The organism is Erythrobacter tepidarius (genome assembly GCF_002155695.1).
GTDB classification, from domain to species: Bacteria; Pseudomonadota; Alphaproteobacteria; order Sphingomonadales; family Sphingomonadaceae; genus Erythrobacter; species Erythrobacter tepidarius.
In genome coordinates this window covers 1-17,577 of sequence record NZ_MUYJ01000001.1, presented here as the reverse complement: position 1 = coordinate 17,577, position 17,577 = coordinate 1, and the positions used below count along the sequence as shown (strand labels likewise).

The 17,577-nt window shown below is 66.1% G+C and carries 18 protein-coding genes and 1 other RNA gene; 8 read left to right on the top strand and 11 right to left on the bottom strand.

The window, feature by feature from the left end:
* Positions 1-4: 4 nt before the first annotated feature.
* Positions 5-808, bottom strand: a complete 804-nt coding sequence (locus BZF61_RS00090; protein WP_086616891.1) for a mechanosensitive ion channel family protein — start codon at positions 806-808, stop codon at positions 5-7.
* A gap of 435 nt (positions 809-1,243) precedes the next feature.
* Here BZF61_RS00090 and BZF61_RS00085 point away from each other — a divergent pair, with 435 nt between their 5' ends.
* On the top strand, positions 1,244-1,978 hold the full coding sequence (locus BZF61_RS00085) for a 7-carboxy-7-deazaguanine synthase QueE (protein WP_086616607.1): 735 nt from the start codon (positions 1,244-1,246) through the stop codon (positions 1,976-1,978).
* 128 nt (positions 1,979-2,106) lie between these two features.
* Here the strand turns inward: BZF61_RS00085 and BZF61_RS00080 are convergent, their stop codons facing one another.
* From BZF61_RS00080 to BZF61_RS00055, 6 genes are all read right to left on the bottom strand, one after another.
* Entirely contained in the window at positions 2,107-3,801 is a 1,695-nt protein-coding gene (locus tag BZF61_RS00080; protein ID WP_086616606.1) for an ATP-binding protein, read from the bottom strand.
* A gap of 94 nt (positions 3,802-3,895) precedes the next feature.
* Positions 3,896-4,603, bottom strand: coding sequence for a TIGR02186 family protein (locus tag BZF61_RS00075; protein WP_086616890.1), 708 nt, complete (start codon positions 4,601-4,603; stop codon positions 3,896-3,898).
* 50 nt (positions 4,604-4,653) lie between these two features.
* The gene (locus tag BZF61_RS00070) at positions 4,654-5,571 is read right to left on the bottom strand and encodes a sulfite exporter TauE/SafE family protein (RefSeq protein ID WP_086616605.1); all 918 of its coding nucleotides are present in this window, start codon (positions 5,569-5,571) and stop codon (positions 4,654-4,656) included.
* A 205-nt stretch (positions 5,572-5,776) separates the two neighbouring features.
* Positions 5,777-6,880 carry a hypothetical protein gene (locus BZF61_RS00065; protein WP_086616604.1) on the bottom strand — a complete coding sequence of 368 codons (1,104 nt, stop codon included), beginning with the start codon at positions 6,878-6,880 and terminating at the stop codon, positions 5,777-5,779.
* Positions 6,877-8,301, bottom strand: coding sequence for a glycosyl transferase family protein (locus BZF61_RS00060; protein ID WP_086616889.1), 1,425 nt, complete (start codon positions 8,299-8,301; stop codon positions 6,877-6,879). Before BZF61_RS00060 ends, BZF61_RS00065 begins: the two co-directional genes overlap by 4 nt.
* A gap of 121 nt (positions 8,302-8,422) precedes the next feature.
* The gene (locus BZF61_RS00055; RefSeq protein ID WP_086616888.1) at positions 8,423-8,860 is read right to left on the bottom strand and encodes a VOC family protein; all 438 of its coding nucleotides are present in this window, start codon (positions 8,858-8,860) and stop codon (positions 8,423-8,425) included.
* A 163-nt stretch (positions 8,861-9,023) separates the two neighbouring features.
* Between BZF61_RS00055 and BZF61_RS00050 the strand changes: the two genes are divergently transcribed.
* From BZF61_RS00050 to BZF61_RS00040, 3 genes are all read left to right on the top strand, one after another.
* Positions 9,024-9,776 carry an SIMPL domain-containing protein gene (locus tag BZF61_RS00050; protein ID WP_086616603.1) on the top strand — a complete coding sequence of 251 codons (753 nt, stop codon included), beginning with the start codon at positions 9,024-9,026 and terminating at the stop codon, positions 9,774-9,776.
* Between the two features lie 130 nt (positions 9,777-9,906).
* Positions 9,907-10,713, top strand: a complete 807-nt coding sequence (locus BZF61_RS00045) for a metallophosphoesterase family protein (RefSeq protein ID WP_086616602.1) — start codon at positions 9,907-9,909, stop codon at positions 10,711-10,713.
* Positions 10,714-10,767: 54 nt separating this feature from the next.
* Positions 10,768-12,078, top strand: a complete 1,311-nt coding sequence (locus tag BZF61_RS00040) for a UDP-glucose dehydrogenase family protein (protein ID WP_086616601.1) — start codon at positions 10,768-10,770, stop codon at positions 12,076-12,078.
* Between the two features lie 38 nt (positions 12,079-12,116).
* On the opposite strand, the gene rnpB is transcribed toward BZF61_RS00040, so the two are convergent.
* The 4 genes from rnpB to BZF61_RS00020 all read right to left on the bottom strand — a co-directional run bounded on the left by rnpB (position 12,117) and on the right by BZF61_RS00020 (position 14,379).
* Positions 12,117-12,535, bottom strand: an RNA gene (rnpB, locus tag BZF61_RS00035) — RNase P RNA component class A.
* A gap of 38 nt (positions 12,536-12,573) precedes the next feature.
* On the bottom strand, positions 12,574-13,311 hold the full coding sequence (locus BZF61_RS00030) for an N-acetylmuramoyl-L-alanine amidase (protein WP_086616600.1): 738 nt from the start codon (positions 13,309-13,311) through the stop codon (positions 12,574-12,576).
* Between the two features lie 9 nt (positions 13,312-13,320).
* Positions 13,321-13,974, bottom strand: a complete 654-nt coding sequence (locus tag BZF61_RS00025; protein WP_086616599.1) for a histidine phosphotransferase family protein — start codon at positions 13,972-13,974, stop codon at positions 13,321-13,323.
* A 9-nt stretch (positions 13,975-13,983) separates the two neighbouring features.
* Complete coding sequence (locus tag BZF61_RS00020; protein ID WP_086616598.1) at positions 13,984-14,379, bottom strand: M67 family metallopeptidase; 396 nt, start codon at positions 14,377-14,379, stop codon at positions 13,984-13,986.
* A gap of 142 nt (positions 14,380-14,521) precedes the next feature.
* Between BZF61_RS00020 and BZF61_RS00015 the strand changes: the two genes are divergently transcribed.
* The 4 genes from BZF61_RS00015 to BZF61_RS00005 form a co-directional block, all read left to right on the top strand.
* Positions 14,522-15,487, top strand: a complete 966-nt coding sequence (locus BZF61_RS00015; protein WP_086616597.1) for an RluA family pseudouridine synthase — start codon at positions 14,522-14,524, stop codon at positions 15,485-15,487.
* 115 nt (positions 15,488-15,602) lie between these two features.
* A complete protein-coding gene (gene rpoH / locus BZF61_RS00010) occupies positions 15,603-16,508 on the top strand; it encodes an RNA polymerase sigma factor RpoH (protein ID WP_086616596.1) in 906 nt (301 codons plus the stop codon).
* A gap of 159 nt (positions 16,509-16,667) precedes the next feature.
* Positions 16,668-16,793: a hypothetical protein gene (locus BZF61_RS16050; protein WP_281251515.1), complete on the top strand. Its 126-nt coding sequence runs from the start codon at positions 16,668-16,670 to the stop codon at positions 16,791-16,793.
* Between the two features lie 32 nt (positions 16,794-16,825).
* On the top strand, positions 16,826-17,577 hold a 752-nt coding region (locus tag BZF61_RS00005; RefSeq protein ID WP_086616887.1), incomplete at its 3' end, for an IS5 family transposase.

Genomic DNA, 17,577 nt, shown 5'->3' with positions numbered 1-17,577 from the left:
CGCCTTACTTCACCTGCTTCTGCTGCTCGACCACAAAGGGCGGGGCATAGCCCGCCTCGCCGAAAGTCTTGGCGATCAGCTTGTTGGTGTCGAAATAGACCTGCCAGTAATGATCGGTATGGCAGTAGGGCCGCACCGCCAGCACCGTCCCGCGCTCGTTGAAGTCGAGGATTTCGACATCGGGCGCAGGCTCGGCCATCACGTTGGGGATCGCCGCCAGCGCCGGCTTCAGCCGCGCGATCGCATCGAGCGGATCGACCCCGAAGGCGAGCTGCGCGGTGCGATCGACCCGGCGATAGGCATGGGCCGAGAAGTTCTTCACCACATCGCCCGAAATCTTGGCGTTGCCGACGATGGTCTGCACGTTGTCGGGGCTGGTGATGACGGTGTTGAACAGGCCGACTTCGTTCACCGTGCCTTCAACCCCGCCGCCGATGATGTAATCGCCGACCTTGTAGGGGCGGAAAATGATGAGGAAGGCCCCGGCCGCGAAATTGCCGAGCAGGCCCGACCACGCCGCACCCACGGCGAGGCCGACACCGGCCAGCAGCGCGGCAAAGCTGGTCGTCTCGATCCCGAAGAAGCCGAGGATCGCCACCACCAGCACGATGTTGAGCACCACCGCGAGGATCGAGGCGATGTAGCGTTGCAGCGTCGGATCGAAATTGCGCGCGGTCAGCACCCGGCCCAGTATCCCGATCGCGAAAGTGATCAGCCAGCGCCCGATCATGTAGAGCGCAAAGCCCGCTGCGATCTGCAGCGCCGCCTCGGTCACCAGCGTGGTTATCGTTGCCCAGTCTATCGCCATCGTGCCCCCCCTGTCCGCCCGGTCGCGCAAGATGAAGCGCTCACCCCAGCCCGCCGCCGCACCGGCATGGTGTGCCAGCGCGACTGGGCCATGTCTATCACAGTCTTGCCGCTTGCGGCAGGAGCCATCGCCGCGCTGCACAAGCGCGCCGGCGATCGGATTTGCGGATCCCGATCCGGCAGGATAGGCCCCGCCATCGGGCGCCGGGGTGGCGGGACTTGTCGTGCGCACGGGCTGGTGCGGGAAATTTCCTACCGGCCGGTTTCATGGCATAGGCCGCAAGATGATCATTGCCCCTGCCTGTGCTTTCTTTCGCGGTCCCGCTGTCCGTCCGCACCGGATGGGTCGCATCATAACGCTGATTTACAAAGGTTTTTGGCTGAAGGCTGAAGGTGACACGCTGTCACCTTTGGCACCTTTGGAATATTGTTGCGCATGAACCTCGTGCTCGCCACCGACGATAGCGGCGCGCCGGAAATCTTCGCCTCGTTGCAGGGCGAAGGGCCGAGCATGGGTATGCCGGTTGCCTTCGTGCGCCTGTCGCGCTGCAACCTCGCCTGCACCTGGTGCGACACGGCCTACACCTGGCGCTTCACCGGGGACAACCGGCCGCACCGCGACGGCATCGCCTTTGATCGCAAGACCAATCAGGTAACGCTTGCACCTGCCGAGGCGGCGGCGCGGATTGCGGCGCTGGGCCAGAAGCGCCTCGTCATCACCGGGGGCGAGCCGCTGTTGCAGGCGGGCGCGCTGGCTGAGATGCTGGCCCACCTGCCGGACATGGCGGTCGAGATCGAAACCAACGGCACCATTGCGCCGCCCGCGCGGCTCGATGTGCGCGTGGACCAGTACAATGTCAGCCCCAAGCTCGCGCATAGCGGCAATGATGCCGGGCTGGCGCTGATCCCCGAACGGCTCGACGCCTGGGCGCGCGAGCCGCGCGCCTGCCTCAAGTTCGTGATCGCCGCGCCGGCGGATGTGGACGAGGTGCGCGCGCTCCAGCAGCGCTACCGCTTCCGCCCTGGGCAGGTGTTCCTGATGGCCGAAGGCACCGACAGCAAGACCTTGCGGGAACGCCAGGCGTGGCTGAGCGAGCTATGCCTCGAACACGGGTTCCGGATGAGCGACCGGCTGCATATCCACCTGTACGGGGACACCAGAGGCACCTGAACGAAAGGAGGCATTGATCGGTCGCGCAGCGACCGCAAGGGCAACCGCCCGCCCGCAGGCGCTCAAACCCGAAGGGCTTGGAACAGCGCCGAGGACGTGCCTGCGGAGGCGGGCCCGCGAAGCAAGGATCAACCCTGGCTTCTCCAGCGCATCACCACGCGCTCGACCAGTTCCTCCTCGCCGCCTTCGCTGTTCCACAGCTCGACAAAGCTCGGGTCTTCCGAGGCCGGACGGCGGTGTTCTTCGAGCGTGTCGAAGGTAACGCGGATCGGGATCGCCACGCCCTCGCCGCAGATGATGCACTCGCGGTTGCGCAGCGCCGGGATCGAATCGAGAAAGCCGCGCGCGCCTTCGGGCATCGCGGCCTTGACGAAGGCCTGGTCGCGCTCGTTGTTGAGGCGCATCGCGATGATCGTGCCGCACTGCGAGAGCACGCCTTCGGCCAGATCGGAGGGGCGCTGGGTGATGAGGCCCAGCGAAATGCCGTATTTGCGCCCTTCCTTGGCAATCCGGCCGAGGATCTTGGCGACCGAGGAACCGTCGGCGTGCTTTTCCGAGGGCACGTAGCGGTGGGCTTCCTCGCACACCAGCAGGATCGGGCGGTTCTTTTCCTCGCGGCCCCAGATCGCAAAGTCGAACACCAGACGCGAGAGCACCGCCACCACGGTCGAAGTGATATCGGAGGGCACGCCCGAGACATCGATGATCGAGATCGGCTTGCCGTTGCCGGGCATGCGGAAGATCTTGCTGATGAAGGCGGCCATGGTGTCGCCCACCAGCATCCCGGAGAACATGAACTGGTAGCGCGGATCGGCCTTGAGCTCGTCGAGCTTGCCCTTGATCCGAATATAGGGCGCGGACGAGGTCGCCTTGTCGAGCTTGCCCATCTCGTCCTGGAGGATGTTGTTGAGATCGGACAGCAGATAGGGGATCGGCGAATCCACCGTGATCTTGCCCATGGTCTGCGCCAGCCGGCTCTTGGAACGCGCGGCGAGCAGGCACTTGGCGAGAATGTCGGCATCGACCTGCCGTTCGTTGCCGCTGCTCGAGAGCAGCACCTCGCAGTGCTCCTCGAAGTTCATCAGCCAATAGGGCATCTGCAGGTTCGAGACGTCGAGGATCTGGCCGGTCTGGCGGAAGGCGGCGGAATATTCGCCGTGCGGGTCGATCATCACGATGTGACCCTTGGGTGCGGCTTCGCAGATCCGGTGCAGGATCAGCGCGGCGCTGGTCGATTTGCCGGTGCCGGTCGAACCGAGCAGCGCGAAGTGCTTGCCGAGCATCGCGTCGATATAGAGGCCGGCGCGGATGTCCCGGGTGGGGAAGACCTTGCCGATGGTGATGCTGGCGCGGCCGTCGCTGGCATAGATCTGTTCAAGGTCGCGGGTGGTGGCCGGATAGACCATCGCGCCGGGCACCGGATAGCGGGTGACCCCGCGCTTGAAGCCGTGGATGCGGCCGGTCAGCTTCTCCTCGCCGCCTTCGCCGAGGAAATCGATATGGGCGATGATCCCGCCTTCGGTGCGCCGATCCTTGCGCTGGTCGCGCACGCTGGCGAGCAGCCAGGCATCGCCGACCTTGATCTTGATCTGGCTGCCGACCTGGCCGGCAAGCGCGACCGAAGGATCCTCGTCGATCATGCATTCGTTGATGCGCTGGAGATCGAAGGCGACCTGCGAGCCGGAGCCGGAGACTTCCAGCACCACGCCGATCGGCAAGCGCGAATTGTCGTGCCCCGGGGTGAACCCGGCCGAGGCATCCTCATCGCCACCAAGGCTTGGCCCGGTGAACCGCTCGAAATCCTGCCTGCCGTGATCGGTCATGCGCGCCTTTCCCTGCGCCGATGTGAAGAAGTCGCCGACGGGATAGGGCGAGCGGGGTTAAGATCGGGTCAACACGACCGGCCAGCGTCCCGGCTCAGCCGCGCGCGAACAGGCGACCGGCGACCCAGCCCATCGCCAGCGACAAGGCGATCGCACCGAGGCCATAGACGAACGACCAGCGCTGCGCCGCCGCCACCACGCTGCCTTCGAGCCCGACCTTCTCCACCTCGATCTGCGCGGTCGCGCTCGCCAGCACCCGGCCGCGCGCAATCGCGAAGGTCTCGGCGGTGTAACGGCCGGTGGTGACGTTCGAGGGCAGATTGATCCGCGCCTGATAGAGCACGCCCGCGCTGATCCGCACGCCCTTGGGGTCTTCCTGGTAGAGCCCCTGCCGCCGCCGCAGCTCCACCAGACCCTTGGCGAAACGGGCCTGCTCCTCGGGATCGATCTGGCCCGAGGGCGAGAGCTGGATGAAGTCCGTGCCGAGCTCGTAGATCGCGGCGGTGCGTTCATCGACGATCTCCCGCACCGGCCGCGAGGAGGCGACCGCGAAGAACGAGGGCGCAGAGCGGAAATCGGTCGCTGCGGCGTTCATCCAGATGCCCGCAATGCGATCCTTCTCGCGGATGCGGACTGCCTCGGTCGGGCCTTTGAGCACGACCACGATGTCGTACTTGTCACGGCTGCCGGGCGGCGCGATCACCGCGCCGTAGAGCAACAGGTTCGCGCCGGTGAAGCCTTGCCGCACCTCGATCCGCGACTGGCTGACTTCGGGCACGAGGATCGGTTCGGCCTGCGCCATCAGCAGCGGCGCCACGCAGGCCAGCAGCAGCGCAGCGGCGCGGCCCGGCCTCACAGGGGCGTCACCGTGTAGATTTCGTCGGGCTGCACGCCGAGCCCGTAAAGCATCCGCAGCGCGATCAACAGCACCAGCGCGGCCAGCGCGAGGCGCAGATATTCGGGCTTTGCCTTGAGCGCGATCTGGGTGCCGAACTGCGCCCCCAGCACCGAACCGAGCAGCAGCAACGCGGCCAGCACCAAGTCGACCGCCTTGGTGGTCAGCGCGTGTGTCATGGTGGTGACCATGGTCACGAACAGGATCTGGTAGAGCGAGGTGCCGACCACGACATTGCCGCTCATGCCCAGGATGTAGAGCATCGCCGGCACCAGCAGAAATCCGCCGCCCACCCCGAGCAGCATCGTCAGGATGCCGACCAGCATCCCGAGGATCAACGGTGCCAGCGGCGAGATGTAGAGCCCCGAGGCATAGAAGCGCCAGCGATAGGGCAGGCTCGCGACCAGCGGATGGTGCCGGCGCTTCCTTACCGGCGGCGCGGACTGGCCGAGCAGCGAGGGCCTGAGCGCCCCGATCGCCTCGCGCATCATCAGCGCCCCGATCGAGCCGAGCATCAGCACGTAGAGAATGTTGATGACGACATCGATCTGGCCGAGCGATTGCAGCAGCCGGAACAGCACCGCACCGATCAGCGCCCCGATTACCCCGCCGCCGACCATTACCGTGCCCATCCGGTAATCGACCCCGTTGCGGCGCGAATGGGCGATAACGCCCGAAACGCTTGCGCCGGTCACCTGGGTGGCGGCCGAGGCCGCGGCCACCGTCGGCGGAATGCCGTAGAAGATCAGCAGCGGCGTCGTCAGAAACCCGCCGCCGACGCCGAACAGGCCCGACAGGATGCCCGTCAAACCGCCCAGCAGCACGATATACAGCCCGTTGACCGAGAGATTCGCGATGGGCAGATAGACATCCATGCGCGCAAGGCTAGCCGAGCCGCCGGTGCGATGAAAGGCGCAGCAGGCCCCTATCCGCGGTGTTTTTTGGGGTTTCCTGTCGCCCTGAGGCGCGCTCCAGAGTCCGCCCTAGGGCACCATAGCATGATGGTATCATTGGTGGACGGGTGGGCAGGCGGAGCGGCCAAAGGCCCGGAGCGTCTGTGCCACCCAAAGGGGCGTCCGGTCAAAATCGGGTCGAGAGCGTCACCGCGACACCCGAGCCGGGCCCGGCCTCGCCTGCCACCCGCTCGCGCCAGTCGAGCGAGACCCGCGCGGGCACATCGCCCAGTGTCAGGTCAAGTCGCATCGTCGGGCCGATATCGAACCGCTGCGCGTCCTCCTGCGCCCCGCCCCATGCACCAGCGCCGAGGCTGAGGTGCAACGCATCCTCGGTCGCCTTCGCGACCAGAGCGAGCTCGCGGCTCAGGCTCGCCTGCCCGTCGGCGAAGGCCGTCGCATCCACGCCGCCGACCCAGCCGAGCTGCGCATAGGCCTCCAGCCGCGTTCCGAGCGGCAGCGCTTGCGGGGCCAGCTGGGTGACGGCAAGGACGGCCGGGCGCGCTTCGGTGCGGAACGCCCCGTCGGTCACGCGCAGCTCTCCGAACAGCCGCACCGGCACGCGCGGCAGCGGTCGGACCGAGCCGCCGAGCGCCAGCTCGCTCTCGCCTCGTCGCACCAGCGCACGATAGGCGCGGGCATAAAGGCGCGGATCGCGGGCATGGCCGGGGGCGATGCGGTATTGCAGCACCGCCCCGATCTGGCTTGCGCCGTAGATCGGCACGCGCCCCTGCGCGATCGGCGCATCGTCCGATCCCTGCCGCCAAAAGCCCCAGCCATCCATCGACCAGCGCCCCGCCCGCTGGCGCGCCGCCGGCGGAGCGGGGGGCGGCGCGAGGAACGGGGGTGCCTCGCTTGGGGCAGCACCCGTGCCCTCCTCGCGCGCTCCGCCAGCGCCGAGCGGCGTGCGCAGCGCGGCGCGCCGCAGATCCTGCCGGGCAAAGGCGTATTCCGGCTCCATCCCGGCCACCAGGCCGCCGGCCAGCAAGGCCAAGCGGCCATGGCTGCGGGCCCGGCGGCCAGGGTGCTGGCGTGGCAGGGGGGGAAGATTCTCGCCGGCCACTGCGATCGCGGCGCGGGTCGCGCCCCGATCATAAGCGGCAACAGGCGTGGTGGCCGCCGGAAACCGGCCTTGCGGCGCAGCAAAGGGGCTTTCCCACAGCATCGCCCGCGCGCCGATCCAGGCGGCGAGCACCAGCCCGATCATCGCCAGCGGTGCGCCGCGGGTCATAAGCGCTGCTCCTGTGCGGCAAGGCCCAGCCGCAGCGGGTGGAGATCATGCTCGGTCTTGTCCCATGCCGCCACGCGCCCGCCGAGTGTGCGGGCATAGGCGAACACCGCCCGCCGCCCGGCGATGATGGCAATGATATTGGCGAGCGGCAGGCGCAGCACCGCGCGCAGCCCCTCGGCTCCGCCGTAGTCGCGCGCGGTAAAGACGAAACGCATCGCCGCCCGCCAGACGAAGGCGATGAGGTTGGCGATCAGGAGCAATTCGAGGAATGGGGTCAGCGGCACCGGCTCGCTCACGCCCGCAAGGATCGCCAGCCCGCTCACGCCCGTCAGCAGCACCAGCGCATAGCCGACCAGCAGCACCAGCGCGGCGAGCGGCCCGCGCCGGTCGCGCGCACGCATCCAGCCTTCGGTCAACCCGCCGCTCCAGCCGATCCGGTCCCAGCCCTGCAAGGCGATGCCGAGCACCCAGCGGCTCTTCTGGCGCACCACTGCCTCGAAACGGTTGGGGAAGAAGGCGCGAGTCGCCACCAGCCGCCCGTCCTCGCCGCGCACCCGCACCAGCCGGCAGCGCCCGCCATTCGCGGCGATGGCGAGGCCCAGCTCGTAATCCTCGGTCAGGGATTCGCTCGCGAAGGGGCGTCCTTCGGGATGCGCCGCCGCGAGCCGTTCGAGCGCGCTGCGCGCCGCCGCACAGCCCACCCCCGCGCCGGGCAGTCCCACCCCGAGCCAGTCGCGCACCACCAGCGCCTTGCCGTGGGCCTCGGCAAATTCCTCGCAGTAATGGCTGCCGAGCTGGTTCGCCAACCAGCCGCCATGACGCTGGACCAGCGGTTCGACCGGCAACTGGACAAACTGCGCACCGAGCGCAACCGCCTCGTCGAGCAGGCCGAGCGCGGCGGGATCGACCATGTCCTCGGCATCGTGGAACACCACCATCGCGAAGCGCCGGCCCGAACGCAGTTCGTCGGTGACGAGTGCAGCGTAGAGGCGGTTGAGACAATCGGCCTTGGTGCTCGGCCCGTCGCGGTCATGGATCACGAGGCGCAGCCGCGGATCGCCCCGCGCCGCCGCGCTCGCCGCCGCGAGCGTGGCCGGATCGTTGCGGTAGCAGCCGACATAGAGCCGCATCGTGGCCTGCGGCCAGCTGGCGAGCAGATGGCCGACAGTATCGCCGATCACCGCGGCCTCATTCCAAGCGGGGATGATCACCGCCGCCGGGCCATGCAGCGCACGGTTCACCAGCGTCGCACGCGTGCGAGACGGGGCCTTCGCACGGCCCGTGATGCGCAGGTAAAGCCACAGCGCGTCGACGACGAGATCATCGGCCGCGCCGATCAGGAAGAAGATCCCGGCAAACAGCAGCAATTCATGCTGTAGCAGCACGAGCCACTGCCACAGGCCAAGGTCTCCGATCGGCAAGGCGACCCCCTTCCCGGTGTGAGCGGCGAACCTATCCCGCGCTTGCAGCGGATGCAACACCCCCAGATTTTTTGATAGTTTACAGCAGGTTTACATCACCTGGGGGAAGGCCGAAATGGCTTTACCAACTGCCGATATTGGGCATGCTGGCCCAAGGTTCGGCCGGTTCGAGATAGCCATCCTGCAGCAACTCGATCGATATCCCGTCGGGCGATTTGACGAAGGCCATGTGTCCGTCGCGCGGCGGCCTGTGAATGGTATGGCCGGCATCCATGAGACGCTGGCAGGTGTCGTAGATGTTCTCGACCCGGTAGGCGAGATGGCCGAAATTGCGCCCGCCAGTGTACGTCTCGGGCGCACTGCCATCTTCCGGCGGCCAGTTGTAGGTCAGTTCGATCTCGGCCACACCCTCCTGCCCCGGCGCGGCGAGAAAAATCAGCGTGAAGCGCCCCGCCGCGACATCGAAACGGCGCACTTCCTCCAGCCCGATAAGTCTGAAGAAATCCACCGTCGCTTGCGGATCGGTGACGCGGATCATCGAGTGGAGGTATTTCACCATGATGCGACCCTCAATTCTTGCCCGGCCTTCGGCGCGGCAGCAGGACATGTCAGCAAGGCTTTGGCATCGCGGACACGATGCAGAAAACCAAGACTCGTTCAAAAACCATTCATCGCACTTGATGCACATTTCGTCGTATCAACTGCGACAGGGGAACAATGCGATGAGCAGTGATGCTGTGCAACCGGCGAAAACGACCGGGGATTTCTGGAAGGCGCCGACCACCCGGCTGTGGTTCGGAACGGCGGGGATCCTCGCGGTCGGGATGATCGCGGGCGGCTACCTGCTGGGCGACGGGTTGCTGCGCGCCAAGGATGCCGAGCGCGCGGTCACCGTGCGCGGCCTTGCCGAGCGCAACGTCACCGCCGATCTCGCCACCTGGACGATTTCCTATTCGGCCACCTCGAACAGCCTCGCCGAGGCGCAGGCCAAGGTGCGCGCCGATACCCAGGCGATCGCCGCCTTCTTCAAGGATCTCGGCTTTCCCGCCGACGCGTTGCAGCCGATCGGTGCCAACCTGTCGAGTTACACCAACGAGGGGCAGACCAGCTTCACCGTGCGCCAGCGTCTCGCCCTTCGCACCACCGATATTGCCCGCGCCCAGCAGGCGGTGGCGCGGCAGTTCGACCTCGTCGGTCGCGGGGTGTTCCTCGAAGAAGGTTCGGGCATGGCCTACACCTTCACCAAGCTCAACGACATCAAGCCGGAAATGGTGGCCGAAGCGACCAAGGACGCGCGCGCGGCGGCCGAACAGTTCGCCAAGGATTCCAACTCCCGGGTAGGCAAGATCAAGGAGGCAACGCAGGGCTATTTCGAGATCGAGGCGCGCGACGGCGATGCCGGTGGCTGGGGCATGGCCGACAGCCCCTACAAGAAGGTGCGCGTGGTCACCACGGTGAGCTTTTCGCTCGATTAGCCGGGCGCGCTGCCGTCCGGCGCCGAAAGAACACCGTCCGTCGCGCCCGCCGCGGGGTGCGTTTGCGCGGCAAGGCCAGCCGCTGTAATGCCGCTGCCCCCGGTGCCGTATCCGGAACCGCTAGTTCATCATGCTTCAGAAATTGCGCGATATCTTCAGGCCGAAACCTGCTCCGAAGCTGCCTTCGGTTCCGGCCGGCACACGCTATTATGCGATTGGCGACATTCACGGGCGGCTCGATCTGCTCGAGGCGTTGATCGCCGCGATCGAGAATGACGACCGGCAGGCCGGCCCCGCCGACACGTGCATCGTTCTGCTCGGGGATCTGGTCGATCGCGGGCCGGACAGCGCCGGGGTGATCGCCCGCACCCGGCGCTGGCAGCAGCACGCCAAAGTCAGGGTGCTGGCTGGCAATCACGAGGAGATGTTCCTTGCCGCCTTCGAGCGACCCGAGGCGCTCCGCCACTTCCTCAAGCATGGCGGGCGCGAGACGATGTTGAGCTATGGCCTCTCGCCGCAGCAGTTCGCCACGCTCGAACTCGAGGCGCTGTTCGACAAGCTGCACGAGCTGGTGCCGGAGTCCGAGCGCGAATATATCGCTTCCTTCGAGACGATGATCCCCGCAGGCGACTATGTCTTCGTCCACGCCGGAATCGATCCTGCCCGTCCGCTTGACGCGCAGCAGCGCTCCGATCTGCTGTGGATCCGCGAGCGTTTCCTCAATTACCAAGGCCCGCTCGAAAAGGTCGTGGTGCACGGCCACACCATCTTCGAGCAGGTGATGGATTGCGGCAATCGCATTGGGATTGACACTGGCGCATTCCGTTCGGGTGTGCTTACAGCGCTCGTGCTCGAGGGCGATCAGCGGCGGATCATCCAGGCCCGTGCCTTAGGTGGTGGCCCGGTCGAGATCTTCCACGACGACCGGGCTTGCTAGTTTTCCCCCGGCGGCGGGGCACCTTCCGAGGTCACGCGAAAAGGTCAGCTGGTCATGAAGATTGCGATGGTGGGTTCGGGCTATGTCGGGCTCGTATCGGGAGCCTGTTTTGCCGATTTCGGCCATGACGTGGTGTGCATCGACAAGGATCAGGGCAAGATTGACCGGCTGCACGCCGGCATCATGCCGATCTATGAACCCGGGCTTGCCGCGCTGGTGGAAAGCAATGTCAAGGCGGGCCGGCTCGCCTTCACCACCTCGCTGGCCGAGGGCATCAAGGGCGCGGATGCGATTTTCATCGCGGTCGGCACCCCGAGCCGCCGCGGCGATGGCCATGCCGATCTCACCTTTGTCTATCAGGTCGCCCGCGAAGTGGGCGAAAGTCTGGCCAATGACGCGGTGGTGGTGACCAAGTCGACCGTCCCGGTCGGCACCGGCGACGAGGTTGAGCGGATCATCCGCGAGACCGGAACCGCGCATAGGTTCTCGGTCGTCTCCAACCCCGAATTCCTGCGCGAAGGCGCGGCGATCGGCGATTTCAAGCGTCCCGACCGGATCGTCATCGGATCGGAGGACGAGTTCGGGCGCGAAGTGATGCGCGAGGTCTATCGCCCGCTGTTCCTGAACGAAAGCCCGATCCTGTTCACCTCGCGCCGCACGAGCGAGCTGATCAAATACGCCGCCAATGCCTTCCTCGCGACCAAGATCACCTTCATCAACGAGATGGCCGATCTGTGCGAAAAGGTCGGCGCGAACGTGCAGGATGTCTCCCGCGGCATCGGCATGGACAACCGCATCGGCCCGAAGTTCCTCCACGCCGGCCCCGGCTATGGCGGCAGCTGCTTCCCCAAGGACACCCTCGCGCTGCTCAAGACTGCCGAGGATTACCAAAGCCCGATCCGGATCGTCGAAGCGGTGGTCAAGGTCAATGAGAGCCGCAAGCGGGCGATGGGGCGCAAGGTGATCGATGCGCTGGGCGGGATCGAGGCGGCGCGCGGCAAGAAGGCGGCGCTGCTGGGCCTGACCTTCAAGCCCAACACCGACGACATGCGCGACAGCCCCGCGCTCGCGATCGCCCAGACGCTGATGGATGCCGGCGTGGCGGTGGCCGCCTATGACCCGGAAGGCATGGAGCAGGCCCGGCCGCTGCTTCCCGAAGTCACCATGTGCGAAAGCGCCTATGAGGCCATCACCGGCGCCGATGTGGTGGTGATCGTGACCGAATGGGACGCCTTCCGCGCGCTCGATCTCAAGCGGGTCAAGGAACTCGCCAAGGCGCCGGTGATGGTCGACCTGCGCAACATCTACAATCCCGAGGACATGCGCGCCGCCGGCTTTGCCTATACAAGCGTGGGCAGAGCCTAGTTCGTCGGCGTGCCCGCCTCGGCGGGCAGGCAAACCAGAAGATCAGGGGGCCATCATAAGCCGGGTTCTGTCTCCGCGGGCGGTATCCCTTGCGGGACGGGCCTGCGGGGGCAGCCATTCATCTGGGCCGGCGATTGCTCGACGGCTCTAGCAGCCAACCCGGGTCTCTCGGCGCGAAACCCGCCTGCCTCCTTACCAAAGGCACGAGACCCCTATTCGGCCTTGCTCCGGGTGGGGTTTGCCATGCGGTTGCTGTTGCCAGCCCCCCGGTGCGCTCTTGCCGCACCCTTTCACCCTTGCCTGTGCCGTTTGACGGGCCATCGGCGGTCTGCTCTCTGTGGCACTTTCCCTGACGCCCCCGCAAGGACGCCGGCGGGCGTTACCCGCCACCCTTGTTTCGTGGAGCCCGGACTTTCCTCGCATCCCGAAGGACACGCGGCTGCCTCAGGCCCCCTGACGCGCGCCCATATAGGGCTGCATCGGCAAAAGGCAAAGCTAGCGCGTGCGCCCCCGGTCACGATCGAGCAGCAATTGCCACAGGATCGCCGCCACTTCGCCGTCGACCACGCCGGTGATGTGTTCGGGCCGCCAGCGCCGCTCGAAGGCCTCCACCGCCTTTCGCTGATCGGTGATGTCGTAGCCGAAGCGTTCGAGCGCGAGGAAGAACGCTCCCTCGTTGTGGAACGGATCGCCGGCGGCAAGGCATCGCGGACGGGGCAAGCACAGGCGATGTTCGGCCAGCCGCTCCCACGGGAACAGTTCGCCCGGATCGATCTTGCGCATCGGCGCGACATCGGAATGACCGACCACATTGGCGCGCGGAATGTCGTATTGCTTCACGATCCGCGCCAGCAGCGGGATCAGCGCGTCGATCTGCGCCTTGGCAAACCCGCGGTAGCCGCCGTTCTCGCTCGCATGGCCGGGATGGTCGAGCTCGATTCCGATGCTGGCCGAATTGACGTCGGGGATCCCGCGCCAGTAGCTCGCCCCGGCGTGCCAGGCGCGCCGGTCTTCCGGCACCAGCCGGATCACCTCGCCTTCTTCGGTGATGCAGTAATGCGCGCTGACCGAGGCAGCAGGATCGCACATCCGCGCGAGCGCGGCCTCCACCGGCTTCATCTCGGTATAGTGCAGCACCACCATGCTGATCGGCAGGGTGCGTTGATTGTGGTTGGGCGAGGGCACCTCGCGGTGGACCAGTTCGTCCTGGCGCGCGCCTTTCCCCCCCGGCATCGACCCAGCCTAACCGATCAGGCCGTCCGGCTCGGGCAGCACCGCGCCGAGCACCAGCATTCCATCACCCAGCTTGTACTGGATACCGCCCGCCATTTCCTCGGCCAGCAGCGCGATCATGTGGGCGGCGGCGGTGCGGCTGGTGATCTCGCCATCGGCGAGATCCCCCTGCAGCGCACGGCCGATGGTCTCGTCGAAGGCGATCCGATCACCGCGGGCGCGGGCGACGATCTCGACCGCCCCGTCGCGCCGCTCCGCGCCGATATCGAGCACGCCCCCGCGCACCAGCGCATCCAGCGCGATCTGCGCGAGGTTGAGCAGCACCTTGATCGCCGGCTTGGGCAGGCTCGGCTCGGCGATCGCCCAGTTGATTTCGACCCGCTTGGCATCAGCGACGAGCGCGTTGACCACGCTCTGCGCCTCGTCGATCGGGATCGCCTCGCCGAAGCCGCCCGCCGCACCGAAGGCGAGACGGAAGAACTTCAATTTATCGGTGCTGATTTTTGCCGAATGTTCAAGCAGTTCCATGCAACGCGCGCGCATTTCCGGATCCTGCTCCTCGGCGAGCAGTTCCAGCCCGTTGGCGAGCGCGCCGACCGGCGAGAGCATATCATGGCACAGCCGCGAGCACAGCATCGCGGCAAGATCGGTTTGCGATATCATGCCCTTTCCCTAACCATCGCCGATGGTAAAGGAAAGGGCGGCAAAGCCGTCTTTCCCGTCCTTCCAGAACCTGATGTCCCCGCCCGCGACGATCGCCCAGACGCGCCCATCGCCCGCTGCCATCGCACGGTCGGTGGCCGAGGGTTCGGCGGGGCCGGACGGGTGCGAATGGAAATAGCCGATCACCTGCGGCCCGCCGGCGCGCGCGGCGCGATGCGCATCGATCAGCGCCTGCGGGTCGATCTCGAAATGGGTTTCGGGCGCAGGGTGGACGTTGCGCGTCTGCATCGCGCGGACAATCCATCCTTCCTCGCCCAGCAGGATTCCGCAGGCCTCGCACGGGTGCGCCGCGGCGGCGGCGGCGCGCATGGTGGTGAGCGCATCCTTGGCGACAAGCAATGCCATTATCCGTCGTCCCCGTTCCGGCGGGAAGCATTCCCGAGCATGACCCGCTGATAGCCCCCTGCCGGTGCGGGGGCGGTGCGCAAAGGGCTAAGGCACACGCGGGCCTTCGACAAGCGCAGGGCAAAGGGTTAGGGGGTGCGGCGTGAGCGAACCCGAAATCATCACCGGCACCATCACCGCCGCCGACGGCTCTGGCGCCCGCCTCGACAAGGCGCTGGCCGAAGCCACCGGGCTTTCGCGCGCGCGAGTGCAGGGATTGATCGCGGAAGGCCGGGTCGATGTCGCGGGCCGGACTGCGGCGAGCGCCGCGATGAAGGTGGCCAAGGGCACCGCGTATCGCATCACCCTCGCCGCGGCCGTGCCTGCCGGGGCGCTGCCCGAGGAGATTGCCCTGCGCATCGCCTATGAGGACGCGCACCTCGTCGTCGTCGACAAGCCTGCCGGCATGGTGGTGCATCCGGCGGCGGGCAATCCCAGCGGCACGCTGGTCAATGCCCTGCTGCACCACTGTCGCGGCCAGCTTTCCGGCATCGGCGGGGTGGCGCGCCCCGGCATTGTCCACCGCATCGACAAGGACACCTCGGGCCTGCTGGTGGTGGCCAAGACCGATGCCGCGCATGAAGGCCTCGCCGCCCAGTTCGCCGCGCACGATGTCCACCGCCGCTATATCGCGGTCTGCGCCGGGCATCCGCACCCGTGCGAAGGCACGATCGACGCGCGGATCGGCAGATCCGATGCCGACCGCAAGAAAATGGCGGTGCTGCCCAAGAATTCCTCGCGCGGAAAAACCGCGGTGACCCATTACAAGGTGCTCGAAAAGCTGGATGCGGCGAGCGTGATCGAATGCCGGCTGGAAACCGGCCGCACCCACCAGGTGCGCGTTCACCTTGCGTCAATTGGCCATCCGCTAGTGGGAGACCCTGTCTATGGCCGTACGCCCAAACCGCTCCGTCCGCTGCTCGAACGACTCGACTTTGCCCGGCAGGCGCTGCACGCGGCCGAGCTTGGCTTCGTTCATCCGCTCACCGGGCAAACCATCCGTTTGCGCAGCGAAATGCCGGCGGACATGGCGGAACTCATCGACCAACTGCGTCGTTGTATTCGATGAATTGCGCATACAACTGACAGGTTTTCGCGTATATTCATAACCCGTGGCCCAAGCGCAAGCGATGCCCGTCAGGGGTCCTTGCCAAGCGGTCGACACTAGAAAGGTTAGGTAAGAAGTGACCAATGCGAAAAGCCCTTCGGTTCCGGCCCTCAGCGGTGAACAGAGCCTCAACCGCTATCTCGCCGAGATCCGCAAGTTCCCGGTGCTCACCGCCGAGCAGGAATACATGCTCGCCAAGCGCTATCAGGAACATGGCGATCCTGATGCCGCCGCCCAGCTGGTGACCAGCCATCTGCGCCTCGTCGCGAAGATCGCGATGGGATACCGCGGCTATGGCCTGCCGATTGCCGATCTCATCTCGGAAGGCAACGTGGGCCTGATGCAAGGTGTCAAGAAGTTCGAGCCCGATCGCGGCTTCCGCCTCGCGACCTACGCGATGTGGTGGATCAAGGCCTCGATCCAGGAATATATCCTGCGTTCGTGGAGCCTGGTGAAGATGGGCACCACCGCCGCGCAGAAGAAGCTGTTCTTCAACCTGCGCCGGCTGAAGAAGAACCTCGACGCCTACGAGGAGGCCGATCTCCACCCCGATGATGTCGCCAAGATCGCGACCGACCTCGGCGTGCCGGAGCAGGAAGTGATCAACATGAACCGGCGGATGATGATGGGCGGTGACGGCTCGCTCAACACGCCGATGCGCTCCGGCGAGGAAGGTTCGGGCGAATGGCAGGACTGGCTGGCCGATGATCGTCCGCTCCAAGACGAGGCCGTGGCCGAGGCCGAGGAATCGCAGATGCGCCACGAAATGCTGGCCGAAGCGATGGAAAGCCTCAACGAGCGTGAACGGCACATCCTGATCGAGCGCCGCCTGACCGACAAGCCGCAGACGCTCGAGGAACTGTCGCAGACCTACGACGTCAGCCGCGAACGCATCCGCCAGATCGAGGTGCGCGCGTTCGAGAAGCTGCAAAAGGCGATGCAGCGGATCGCGGGCGAACGGCTGCTGCCCGGAATCGCCTAGCGCATTGACGCTAAGTTGCACGATCATTGTCGTCTCATTGACGGAGCGCGGCGATGCCATGCCGCGCTCCGTTGCCGTTTTCGGCCAATGTTTCACGTGAAACATTTGCAGAACATCATCCCGCTTCCGCACGGCCCGCCGGTCGGCTAAGCGGACCGGATGTTGCTCGCCATCACCCGCTATGCTGCCAAGGCTGTCCTGTGGTTCACCGGCCTCACGCTGGTGCTGGTGATCGCTTTCAAATGGACACCTCGAAAAACCCTCGCCTTTGATGCGCTGATCTGATTCACTCTGCGCTGCGATGAGCGGAGGCGATGATGGTTGGTCAGCCGGGTTTCTTTGATTTGTCGGATCGGTATGCGGCGTTGAGCGCGGCGGGCGATCCGCTGGAGCGGTTGGCGGGGGTGGTGGATTTTGAAGTGTTCCGCGGGCCGCTGATCGTGGCGCTGAGGCGGAGCGATCGTGGCAAAGGCGGCCGGCCGCCGTTCGATCCGGTGATGATGTTCAAGATCCTGGTGCTGCAGGCGCTCTACTCGCTCTCGGACGAGGCGGCAGAGTTCCAGATCAAGGACCGGCTCTCGTTCCAGCGGTTCCTGGGGTTAGGGCTCGATGGCAAGGTGCCTGATGCCACCACGGTGTGGCTGTTTCGTGAGCAGCTTGTGAAGGCCAAGGCGATCGACAAGCTCTTTGCGCGCTTCGATGCCGTGCTGACCGATCGCGGCTATCTGGCGATGGGCGGGCAGATCATCGATGCGACCGTGGTGCCGGCGCCCAGGCAGCGCAATAGCGATGAGGAAAAGGCCGCGATAAAGGAGGGCAAGATCCCGGAGCGCTGGAAGGAGAAGCCCGCCAGGATCCGCCAGAAGGACCGCGATGCGCGCTGGACGGTCAAATACTCCAAGGCGAAGGTGAAGGAGGGTGCTGATCCTGCGGCGTTCAAGCCGGTCGATCTTGCCATCCCGATGTTCGGCTACAAGAACCACATCGGCATCGACCGGGCGCATGGGCTGATCAGGACCTGGGATGCCAGCGCGGCCAACGCCCATGACGGGGCGCGGCTGCCAGACCT

What these genes read in the sequence shown, in the direction of transcription:
- BZF61_RS00090 (WP_086616891.1), bottom strand. Translation starts at nt 808, where the DNA reads ATGGCGATAGACTGGGCAACGATAACCACGCTGGTGACCGAGGCGGCG.
- BZF61_RS00085 (WP_086616607.1), top strand. Translation starts at nt 1,244, where the DNA reads ATGAACCTCGTGCTCGCCACCGACGATAGCGGCGCGCCGGAAATCTTC.
- BZF61_RS00080 (WP_086616606.1), bottom strand. Translation starts at nt 3,801, where the DNA reads ATGACCGATCACGGCAGGCAGGATTTCGAGCGGTTCACCGGGCCAAGC.
- BZF61_RS00075 (WP_086616890.1), bottom strand. Translation starts at nt 4,603, where the DNA reads ATGGCGCAGGCCGAACCGATCCTCGTGCCCGAAGTCAGCCAGTCGCGG.
- BZF61_RS00070 (WP_086616605.1), bottom strand. Translation starts at nt 5,571, where the DNA reads ATGGATGTCTATCTGCCCATCGCGAATCTCTCGGTCAACGGGCTGTAT.
- BZF61_RS00065 (WP_086616604.1), bottom strand. Translation starts at nt 6,880, where the DNA reads ATGACCCGCGGCGCACCGCTGGCGATGATCGGGCTGGTGCTCGCCGCC.
- BZF61_RS00055 (WP_086616888.1), bottom strand. Translation starts at nt 8,860, where the DNA reads ATGGTGAAATACCTCCACTCGATGATCCGCGTCACCGATCCGCAAGCG.
- BZF61_RS00050 (WP_086616603.1), top strand. Translation starts at nt 9,024, where the DNA reads ATGAGCAGTGATGCTGTGCAACCGGCGAAAACGACCGGGGATTTCTGG.
- BZF61_RS00045 (WP_086616602.1), top strand. Translation starts at nt 9,907, where the DNA reads ATGCTTCAGAAATTGCGCGATATCTTCAGGCCGAAACCTGCTCCGAAG.
- BZF61_RS00040 (WP_086616601.1), top strand. Translation starts at nt 10,768, where the DNA reads ATGAAGATTGCGATGGTGGGTTCGGGCTATGTCGGGCTCGTATCGGGA.
- BZF61_RS00030 (WP_086616600.1), bottom strand. Translation starts at nt 13,311, where the DNA reads ATGCCGGGGGGGAAAGGCGCGCGCCAGGACGAACTGGTCCACCGCGAG.
- BZF61_RS00025 (WP_086616599.1), bottom strand. Translation starts at nt 13,974, where the DNA reads ATGATATCGCAAACCGATCTTGCCGCGATGCTGTGCTCGCGGCTGTGC.
- BZF61_RS00020 (WP_086616598.1), bottom strand. Translation starts at nt 14,379, where the DNA reads ATGGCATTGCTTGTCGCCAAGGATGCGCTCACCACCATGCGCGCCGCC.
- BZF61_RS16050 (WP_281251515.1), top strand. Translation starts at nt 16,668, where the DNA reads ATGTTGCTCGCCATCACCCGCTATGCTGCCAAGGCTGTCCTGTGGTTC.